Origin of the sequence: Clostridium sp. D5 (assembly GCF_000190355.1) — a bacterium.
GTDB lineage: Bacteria > Bacillota > Clostridia > Lachnospirales > Lachnospiraceae > Faecalicatena > Faecalicatena fissicatena_A.
Genome location: NZ_GL870822.1, coordinates 108,362 through 116,357, shown reverse-complemented (window position 1 = coordinate 116,357; position 7,996 = coordinate 108,362). Strand labels below are relative to the sequence as shown.

Here is a 7,996-nt window from a genome sequence, read left to right as displayed (position 1 = left end):
ACATAGGGCGCATAGGACTTGTTCTCCTTCCCCATGTTGCCCTCTGTAAACTTATAAACCCAGCCCACAATAAACTCCGCAGCTACCTGTTTTCCTTTCGGCACGGTCTTGAGTCCGCTTCCGAGCCAGATGCCCAAAACGGCCAGGATCACGGCAATCAGGATTCCAAACAATGTACTCTCTGTGATAAACAGCTTTCCCTCTCCGAAGCCAAGGATAATCCGGGCGCCGAGTTCTTCAACGTTTATCATTGATTTTTTACTCCTCCTATTCCATATACGATGAAAATTGCCAGTGACAAGCCGATGGCTGAAACCGCGAACATGAGCAGAGCGACATCCCCACCCCGAAAGCAAAGGTAAGCCACAGCTGCATATAGAATAAAACGCAGGAAAAGGGTCTGCACGGTCAAAAAGTGATTTCTGCCTAAAAATTTCCTGATCACCAGATTCAGCAGTTGATAGTTTCCCCAGAAAACAAGGAAACCAACTCCCAAACCCAATATAATGTTCCGATCAAATCCCCCAAAAAGGAAACTGACTATTCCAGCTGTCAAAATATACAAGCTGTAGATAACTGCCACTGACATCTCTCCTCCCTTAAAATCAGTATGAAAAAGGAAGTGCTGCAAATAGCACCTGTCGGCTACCGGTCAGCACCTCCCCGGGACTATCTTAGACACTCCTGGAAACTTTCCTTCTAAGACGTCCCGACATTTTTATACAAGACTGACAAGTATAACTCCCACAAGTGCTATTCCTATACCTATCAGACGCTTTTTAGTTAGTTTTTCCTTGTAGGCAACACGTCCAAGAATTACCAGCACTATCGCCAGCAATACATAAGCCAGCAGCAGTCCTACACTCAAATCCCATCCTACACGGAAAAGTAAAATTGTTGAAACTTCCAGGCATACAAGGCAGGCACCCAGAACCGGAGCTGTCCAGTTGGCTTTCTTAATCTCTTTAAAATAGTTCTTATTTTTGCTTGTAATAAAGAACATGAGAAGCGCATAAACAATGCAGACCAGATATGTCAGTGCAACGGAAGCGAAAGTATCTACATCAGAAGGAGTTACCTTTGCGGTTATACTATAAGCAAGGTTTGCTACAATCATCAGCACAACAGGCATCCACATAATCAGGTTCTTCTTTTTCCCCTTGCCGTTGCTCTTTGTTTCCTCACCTTCCAAAACTGCAGTTTTGCTTTTCTTCTCCGGAGCATTTACCACATAAAGCCCCAGGATACAAACAACGATACCGCTGCCCTTCATCACAGTCATTGCTTCACCAAAGCAGGCAACTCCCACAACTACAGACATCAGTGATACACCGATATTTGCAATCAATGAACCAATGCTGACATCCCATCCTACGCGATACAGCAAAATAAGTGCCAGATCAATGAATACAATAGTCAGGCCCAATACATAAGAAGCCCAGTTAGCTTTTGAAACAGCAGCAAGTATATCCCCCCCGGGATTGGTTACAAAGAATAAAATCACACACAACACCATACCAACCATGTAGCTCAAGGAGAGGCTGGCAAATGAGTTTACTTTCTCAGGTGTTCCCTTTCCCGCCACATTATAGATTGTATTGCCGAACACATTCAGCAAAAGCGGTGCAATAAAAATCAATAATTCCATAATCAGTTTACTTCCTTTCTATCCTCCAGTACGAGACATGCTCTATGCCTCGTACACAATACGTCCATCGCAGACAGTGAGTTCCACATTACAGGTCAGAATGTCATCCACAGGAATTTCAAAGAGATTGCAATCCCAGACAGCTATATCGGCAAGTTTTCCATTTTCCAGGCTTCCAACTACCGCTTCTTTCCCTGCTTTGTATGCGCCGCCCCATGTATATGCATATAAGGCATCCCACAGAGTAAGTTTCTGCTCCGGATTCCAGCCAGAAGCAGGCTGTCCATCCGGAAATGTACGTGTCACAGCCCTATGCAGGCTTATTCGGGGATCATAGGTGACAACCGGAAAGTCAGTTCCAAAAGCCAGAGGAATACCATTGTCCAGCATACTCTTAAATGCCCAGAGACTCTTTGTCCGTACGGGACCTACACAATCTGCATACTGCTCATCCTCATACGTTGGGAAGAGCGCCAGATGCTGAGGCTGTACAGAACAGATAATGCCTGCCTTTGACATACGTGCCCAGTCTTCAGGTGAAGACATATCCAGATGCTCAATGGACATCCGGGAAGCTGTCTCTCCATTTTCTGCAAGGGCATCCTCATACATCTCGATGGTCTTTCGCACTGCGCCGTCTCCTACTGCATGGAACTGTAGATTGATACCATTTTTATGATATTCCTTCACACGCTGTGCATCATATTCCAAATCTGTTGCCCAGAAGTTATAGGCTGCGTTCGCATCGTCTGTGTAAGGATCCAGCAGCAGACCTGTATGTGCAACAACAATACCATCAACAAATTCCTTGATCCCTGCATAGTAAATCATTTGCTCCGGATCACCATATTTTTCTGTGTGCTCCAATGCTTCCTCAATCGTACCTGTCAGGCATGTAGCATAATTATACCGAAACTTCAGTGCACCATCATCAGCCATGTCATTTATCACGTCCAGATTTCCCATATTGTAGTTATTCAGTGCACGCATATCAATCAAAGAAGTAATTCCATACTTGCAAATGTCATCACTCTTCTCTTCCATCAACTTGCGTTCCTTGGCATAAGGAATATTAAATGCAAGCCGCACAACCGGATTCTGAGCTTCTTCTACCAGATATCCAGTGATATTCCCCTGTGCATCCCGTTCAAAACGTCCAAACCGTGGATCCGGAGTATCTGGTGCCAGTCCTGCTAATTCCAGCGCTTTTGAATTTACCCATGCAGCATGCAGATCGCTGTCGTAAATATATACCGGGCGTTCCGGGAAATACTTATCCAGTATTTCCTTCGTAGGCGGCGCCTGGTCATCCCACTCCGCAATTACAAATCCACATGCACTCAACCACTCGCCTTCTTCATACTCGTCCTCATGTGCCTTATAATTCTCATACAACGATTTTGCACATTCTTCTGCACTCGAATACCCGCCAACATAAGGCGCTGACATCATATAAGCCCCTGCAAACAAATGAAGATGTGAATCGCATATTCCCGGTGTAATTAATTTGGTGCCAAAATCTCTAACATCCGTGTCCTCATCTGCCAGAGCAAGTACTTCTTCTTTCGAGCCTACGCAGAGAATTTTATTATCTGCAATGGCTACCCCTCCCGAAACCATTCCTAACGAACCTGCGGTAAAGATGTTTTCACTTAGCAAAATCTTGTCTGTCTTTATCATTTATGTACCTCCACTAATTTTTTATGTAATAAAATATAACAACTGTTGATTCGAATGTAAATCAATTTTATTTATAAATAGTTTCAATTTTTTTAGATTATTTTAATTTTTTTAATTCTTTCGTTATTTTTTCTTCAAAAAGAATATGCAATCGAGTAGAGAGCAGTGATGAGGCGCCATCTTCTCACATGACCTACAGGCATGCATAAAAAAAGATACCACAGTTGAATCTCAACATATGATATCCCTTTTCTTCTGTTACAACATCCAATTTCTGACATTTAATTTGTTTACTGACAATGAAAAACAACCATCCGAAATGTCCGCCTTCCCATATATCCATTCACGGAAGGATAATAGTTAAGTAAGCGCCATTTCTCTCTTATTCCTTATAATGCATTCAGCAGAATTAAAATCAGACCAGTGTAGATCAGCAATGCAATACTTAAGACCAGGCCCGGAAGCAGCTAAACGAAGCTCATAAAAAAAGAAAACGGACTCCGAAGAGTCCGCTCAGACTATAGACCTATACGTTGATCACTGCTTTTACACCCAGAATCTCTTTGTTTTCCTCCAGCAGAGGAGATATCACATTTTTGAGATAGGCATCCACCTGTTCCACTGCACGTCCTACATATTTTGCAGGATCCATGGTCTTCTGCAGGTCCTCCAGGGTCATATTAAAGGCTTCGTCCTGTGCAATCAACTCCAGGAGATTATTATCCAGGCCCATTTCTTTTACGTTTCTGCCCGCTTCCATTGAAAGCTCGCGGATACGCTCATGCAGTTCCTGCCTGTCACCGCCTGCTTTCACGGCATCCATCATAATATTCTCGGTAGCCATAAACGGCAGTTCTGACATCAGGCGTTTCTCGATTACCTTAGGATAGACAACCAGACCGTCCACAACATTCAGGCACAGATCCAGAATACCGTCAATTGCCAGAAATCCCTCCGGTAAGCTCAGGCGCTTGTTTGCAGAATCATCCAGTGTTCTCTCAAACCACTGTGTCGCGGATGTAACCGCAGGATTCAGAGCGTCAATCATCACGTATCTGGACAGAGATGCGATCCGCTCACTTCTCATTGGATTTCTCTTATATGCCATGGCAGAAGATCCAATCTGTGTCTTCTCAAACGGCTCTTCCACTTCTTTCAGGTGCTGCAGCAGACGGATATCATTGGAGAACTTGTGTGCACTGGCAGCGATGCCTGCAGCCACATTCATCACTCTTGTGTCCACTTTTCGGGAATAGGTCTGTCCGGACACGGGATAACATGCCTGGAATCCCATCTTTTCAGCAATCATCGGATCGATCTTGTCGATGGTCTCCTGATCCCCGTCAAACAGTTCCAGAAAACTTGCCTGGGTTCCTGTGGTTCCCTTGGAGCCCAGCAGCTTCAGGCTGCCTAGGACATAATCCAGATCCTCCAGGTCCATCTCAAACTCCTGCATCCAGAGCGTCGCACGCTTTCCGACTGTAGTAGGCTGTGCCGGCTGAAAATGTGTAAATGCCAGTGTGGGCTGCGCTTTATACTCATCCGCAAACTTTGCAAGCTCTGCGATCACATTGACAAGCTTGGTTCTCACCAGCTTCAGTGCTTCTGCCATCACGATAATATCTGTATTGTCCCCCACATAGCAGGATGTGGCACCCAGATGTATGATGCCTTTTGCCTTCGGACACTGTACGCCATAGGCATAAACATGGGACATTACGTCATGGCGTACAACTTTTTCTCTTTCCTTCGCCACATCATAATTGATGTCTTCCGCGTGGGCCTTTAACTCCTCTATCTGCTCATCTGTGATATTCAGACCCAGCTCCTTCTCCGTCTCGGCAAGGGCAATCCAGAGTTTCCTCCATGTTCTGAATTTCTTGTCCGGTGAAAATATATACTGCATCTCTTTGCTCGCGTAGCGCTCAGAAAGAGGGCTGACATAACGATCCGTACTCATAAATCTAATCTCCTATTCTTCTTTAAATATTACTCTTAAAAGGGAAAAGCAGGCGTCCTACCAGGTACCCTGCTCAAACGCCTGGCTGATGTCTTCTTCAGGCACTTCCATGGGATATTCTCCGGTAAAGCATGCATCGCAGTACCCAAGGTCTCCCACCATATTTTTCAGCTTGCCAACCTCCATATATCCAAGAGAATCGGCGCCTATCATCTCCCGTATCTGTTCGGGTGTATGGGAATGCGCGATGAGCTGTTCGTTGGACGGCACATCGGTTCCGAAATAACACGGATACAGAAACGGCGGCGAACTGATTCTGACATGAACTTCGGTGGCCCCTGCATTTTTCAACATTCTTATGATGTTTGCACAGGTTGTCCCCCGCACAATCGAATCATCAACCATAATAATTCTCTTGCCTTTTACCACTTCGGGAATCACATTCAGCTTAATCTTAACGCTGGATTCCCGGTCGCTCTGGCTGGGTTTAATAAACGTCCTTCCCACATAGCTGTTCTTGTGGAAGGCCATCCCATAAGGTATGCCCGACTGCTCGGAATACCCCTTCGCCGCCACCAGCCCGGAATCCGGCACACCAACCACCAGGTCTGCCTCCACCGGATAGGACTCGGCCAGAGCCCTGCCTGCGGTAATCCTGGAATGATAAACATTCACACCGTCAAGTGTACTGTCTGTCCGTGCAAAATAAATGTATTCGAAAATACACCTGGCCTGCTTTTCGGCCGATACTGCCATGCTCATATCGGATGTGATCCCATCTTTTGTAATCGTGACAATCTCACCTGGAAGCACATCCCGTACAAATTCCGCATCGACCGCCGCAATCGCACAGCTCTCCGATGCCAGAAAGTACGTATGATCCCTTTTCCCGATGCACAGCGGCTTCAGCCCCAGAGGGTCTCTGGCTCCGATCATCTTGCGCGGGCTGCTGACTACCAGGGCATAGGCCCCTTTTATCTTCTTCATCGCATTCTTCACCGCGTCTTCCGCCCGTGAAACATTCAGGCGTTCTCTGGCAATATGATATGCGATCACTTCTGAATCAATGGTTGTCTGGAAAATAGCTCCCGTATATTCCAGTTCTTTTCTCAACTCAATGGCATTGACCAAATTACCGTTGTGGGCGATGGCCAGTGTCCCCTTCACATAATTGATAACGAGCGGCTGTGCATTCTCCACCCGGGTTCCCCCTGCCGTAGAATAGCGCACATGTCCGACTCCCAGATTCCCCTTTAAATCCGTCAGGGATTCCTCATCGAACACATCGTTCACAAGCCCCAGGCCCTTCTTCGATAAAACCCTTCGCTGTCCATATGTGTCAGTTACCGCAATGCCGCAGCTTTCCTGTCCCCTGTGCTGCAGCGCAAAAAGGCCATAATATACGGATGGCGCCACATTGCCGCCATCCATATCATATGCACCAAAAACTCCACATTCTTCCCCCAAGCCTGTCGTAATCTTATCAATTCTGCTCATGAATGTACTCCTGATTATTTGATGCCGATTCTCTTAAATACTTCCTGATATGCATCTTCTACATTGCCCATATCTCTGCGGAAACGGTCTTTGTCCAGTTTCTCGTGTGTTTCTTTATCCCAGAGTCTGCAGGTGTCCGGTGACACTTCATCTGCAAGAATAATATCTCCATGGAATCTTCCGAATTCAATCTTGAAGTCGATCAGTTCGATTCCAGCTTCATCAAAGAACTTTCTCAGAACGTCGTTCACCTTGAAGGTATATTCTGTGATTTTATCAATCTCTTCCCTGGTAGCAGCCCCGATCGCAATCGCAAAATAATCATTGATCATCGGATCTCCCAGGTCATCATCTTTATAACTGAATTCCAGAGTCGGTGCTAATAATTTTCTTCCTTCTTCAATCCCAAGCTTCTTAGAAAAGCTTCCTGCAGCCACGTTACGTACGATAACTTCCAGCGGAACAATCTCCACTTTCTTCACTGCAGTCTCTCTGTCACTGAGTTCCTCTACATAGTGTGTCGGCACGCCTTCTTTTTCCAGCACCTGAAAGATATAGTTGGTCATACGGTTATTAATCATGCCTTTCCCAACAATGGTTCCCTTCTTCTCGCCGTTAAAAGCGGTGGCATCGTCTTTATAGTCTACAATTACGATATCCGGGTCATCAGTAGCAAATACCTTTTTTGCTTTTCCTTCGTAAAGCTGTTCTAATTTTTTCATACGTTCACACCTGTCCTTTATCCATTTTATATTAATTAGTAGTAAGGCCGTCTTTCTAAAAGAAAAACAAAGTCTCGCATGATGATTATAATACAATGCAGCGCGAAAATCAATATTGGGATTTAGGCAACGAGCTTTAGTCTCGTTGACGGACGGGGACGCTTAATGACAGGGATACCGGGGAGGTACTGGGGCTGTATATGCCGCTGCGAGATGCACACCGTGCTGCTAACTGCTCCTAGGACACCCACTGCCGGCCAGTCGGGTACGCAGAACACATCACGGGAAATCTGATGATTTCCCGCGCTGGGTTCTGCAAAAACTTGATTTGGTGATCAAGTTTTCCCCCGCCTGCCCGGCAGTGGTTGTCCAAGGAGCAGTAAGCGCACTCCAGCATTTCGCAGCGGCATATACAGCCCCAGTACCTCCCCGGCATCCCTGTCATAAAGCTGGCTCATCCGGACGGTAGGAAAAGGCTCGTTCCCGGGT

General features: G+C 45.9%; 6 protein-coding genes and 1 pseudogene. All 7 read right to left on the bottom strand.

Annotated features, from left to right (window positions below; all coding sequences use genetic code 11):
• Positions 1-251: pseudogene (locus HMPREF0240_RS22115) on the bottom strand (F0F1 ATP synthase subunit A); the annotation flags it as partial.
• Positions 248-583 carry a hypothetical protein gene (locus HMPREF0240_RS22110; RefSeq protein ID WP_009005623.1) on the bottom strand — a complete coding sequence of 112 codons (336 nt, stop codon included), beginning with the start codon at positions 581-583 and terminating at the stop codon, positions 248-250. The pseudogene HMPREF0240_RS22115 and the gene HMPREF0240_RS22110, both read right to left, overlap by 4 nt.
• Positions 584-718: 135 nt before the next feature.
• A complete protein-coding gene (locus tag HMPREF0240_RS23655) occupies positions 719-1,648 on the bottom strand; it encodes an EamA family transporter (RefSeq protein WP_009005622.1) in 930 nt (309 codons plus the stop codon).
• 42 nt (positions 1,649-1,690) lie between these two features.
• A complete protein-coding gene (locus tag HMPREF0240_RS22095; protein ID WP_009005621.1) occupies positions 1,691-3,328 on the bottom strand; it encodes an amidohydrolase in 1,638 nt (545 codons plus the stop codon).
• A 526-nt stretch (positions 3,329-3,854) separates the two neighbouring features.
• Entirely contained in the window at positions 3,855-5,288 is a 1,434-nt protein-coding gene (purB, locus tag HMPREF0240_RS22090; protein WP_009005620.1) for an adenylosuccinate lyase, read from the bottom strand.
• Positions 5,289-5,345: 57 nt separating this feature from the next.
• Positions 5,346-6,785, bottom strand: a complete 1,440-nt coding sequence (gene purF, locus HMPREF0240_RS22085) for an amidophosphoribosyltransferase (protein ID WP_009005619.1) — start codon at positions 6,783-6,785, stop codon at positions 5,346-5,348.
• Between the two features lie 14 nt (positions 6,786-6,799).
• Positions 6,800-7,507 carry a phosphoribosylaminoimidazolesuccinocarboxamide synthase gene (gene purC / locus HMPREF0240_RS22080; RefSeq protein WP_009005618.1) on the bottom strand — a complete coding sequence of 236 codons (708 nt, stop codon included), beginning with the start codon at positions 7,505-7,507 and terminating at the stop codon, positions 6,800-6,802.
• Positions 7,508-7,996: the final 489 nt, after the last annotated feature.

Excerpts from the sequence above, each read along its gene's own strand:
- HMPREF0240_RS23655 (WP_009005622.1), bottom strand. The coding sequence starts at position 1,648 with ATGGAATTATTGATTTTTATTGCACCGCTTTTGCTGAATGTGTTCGGC.
- HMPREF0240_RS22095 (WP_009005621.1), bottom strand. The coding sequence starts at position 3,328 with ATGATAAAGACAGACAAGATTTTGCTAAGTGAAAACATCTTTACCGCA.
- purB (WP_009005620.1), bottom strand. The coding sequence starts at position 5,288 with ATGAGTACGGATCGTTATGTCAGCCCTCTTTCTGAGCGCTACGCGAGC.
- purF (WP_009005619.1), bottom strand. The coding sequence starts at position 6,785 with ATGAGCAGAATTGATAAGATTACGACAGGCTTGGGGGAAGAATGTGGA.
- purC (WP_009005618.1), bottom strand. The coding sequence starts at position 7,507 with ATGAAAAAATTAGAACAGCTTTACGAAGGAAAAGCAAAAAAGGTATTT.